Genomic DNA, 2,319 nt, shown 5'->3' with positions numbered 1-2,319 from the left:
GCCTGTGGGATGTGCAGAAGATTAAACCGTTCATCAGTAAAGATTCTGATGGCTGCTTCAGCCGCAAAACGTACTCCACATATAGAGCTCACTATCAGCTCAGGTAAAAGTTCAGTAACAATCTTACCCGCTTCAATAAAGATCTTTTCCGCCGGCTTTTTGGTCGACGTGTATTGAATAACAGGCTTGTTGGTTGGGGCTGTTTGTGTGGCTTCGGATGTCTGACTCTGATAATACTGGTAGCTGTCCAGGCGCATACCCACGAGTGATTCAAGATAACCTCCATAAGGGAAGCCGGCTTGACGCGATTTCCTGAAGTGATCATGTGCACTGGTCAGTGCCCTTTTGCGACCGGTTAATACTACCTGTTTGTGGTCAGAACTTATCTCTGCCTCCAGAAGCGTTAACCCAGCCAGGCAATGAAGCCAGCCTGACATTTGTAATGATTGAGAATCCGTTTTATCATCATACTTGTCTAACTGTTGTTTTAATATCTGATAGCCAACTTCTCTGGATTGTTTAATAGCAGCAATAAAAGCACTTTCGTTTCCGGCAGAGAACTTTTCCAAGTTGTTACTGTGAAAAACAGCGTAGTTGCTATACCATGATACAGCATTATATTTAACCGTGGGTGGCCCATGCCATATATGTCTTATAAACAATTTGCGTAATGATATCCAACCTCCTGAATCACCCTGGAGCTTGATGGCCTTTTCCGGGTTGCCACCAATTTGCCTGATAATCGACTCGTGAACCAATAAAAGGGTGTTGTACCAATACGATATGTTGTCCTTACTGACCAGTTCAGGAGACATTTCAATTAATTTTGTTAGAAATTGTAAGTCATGACCAAAATGAAGGGCGGTAGTGCGGGCTTGGTCAGTGGGTTTAAGGCTTTTAAGATGATATAAAAGCGGCTCTGCTTCTGGTGATGCACCAACCAGATGAAAAGCAAGTTCTATAAGATCCGCATTTGACCGTTTCTCAGGATCAATATTTTCAGCGAATGTCTCTTGCAACTCTATCAGGAGTGCGGTAAGCAATGAGTTTGGTGCATCTTCAACAAACTCCAGCACAGAAAAGCGAATGAGAATTGACGATAAATCGAGGGTATAAAAGTCCAGTAAGTCCGGTCGACCAGTGGCAAAGTAAAGTATCAATCTTAATATTGCTTGCTCTTCCGCTTGCCTTGCTGTTTCTTCTACTGCCTCTGTTGTAGCTAATCCTGCTGCTTTCGCCGTCATTGTTGCTGCTGCTGTCGCTTCCATCGCCGCTGCTGCTGCCGCTGTCGCTAACGCTGTCGCTTCCACTGCCGCTATTGCTGTCGCTTGTGTGTCTGCATTCGCTTTTGCCGCCGCTTTCGCGTCTGCGTTCGCTTTTGCTGCAGCTTTTGCCGCCACTTTCGCGTCTGCGTTCGCTTTTGCTGCAGCTTTTGCCGCCGCTTTCGCGTCTGCGTTCGCTTTTGCTGCAACCTCTGCTGCCGCTCTGGCTCCCGTTGCGACTTGTTCCTGTTGTTCGTCTGGCAGATGCTGGCTATCTGTAAATTGCTGGCTCATACGATTCAAGATAAGATCAACTGCGCCATCAGAGCCTTTTATCGGAAGTTGCTCCAAAAACTCTCTGAGTAAACGTATAGAAGGCGTTATCCTACCCGGAATATTGCTTTTCGGATTTTCCATGTAAGTGTCTCTATCAAAAGCCAGTTTCAGTTCGAAAGGCTTTGGAATCACTACCAGCCACTTGAGTAACATCCCGCCCAGAACCGATGGATTTGACTCATATGCCAATAAAATCTCAATAGATTGTGACACTCCCGACAATGCTGAGAAATAAGCATTTATTATTTTTTCCTGAGCCTCTCCTTGCATAACATGTTCATAAAACAACCTGAGCATCCTGACATAAGGGAAGCAATGTAGTACAGAAATTGAAATAGCTTCTTCTATCTCTTTGGCTCTGCGCCTGACTTCCGGACTAAAGGACAACTCAATGGTTTTGTCATCATCTGACATTTTGGCCCTCATCATGGCCAGTGCCTTGAGAAAAGAGTAATAGCCCAGTCCAAGCTCGTTTGTTGGATTTTTATTTTTTACAACAGCCTTTTTGAATGCTGAGATTTTTTTTTCTGTCTGTTGTAAAAACCTTTCCGGATTTGCCTCAATCAATCTGACTTCTTTAATAATATTGTTATCCAGTTGAAATAAATACTGGTCATGTATTTTTGCATTAAATAGCTCATTTGATACTCTGATGCCTGGCTTCAGGTCTTTTGGTTGTCTGGCTGCGTTTACGGTTCTTTTTGCTTTTTCAGGATTTGCA

The 2,319-nt window shown here is 44.0% G+C and carries 1 protein-coding gene; it reads right to left on the bottom strand.

Annotated elements, in window-relative coordinates:
- The coding region (locus KDK18_RS12900; RefSeq protein WP_257255334.1) for a hypothetical protein at positions 1 to 2,319 on the bottom strand (2,319 nt) is incomplete at both ends.

The organism is Endozoicomonas sp. SESOKO3, from assembly GCF_024606255.1.
The sequence above is the reverse complement of the archived record's forward strand: the minus strand, read 5'-3'. Positions and strand labels throughout refer to the sequence as shown.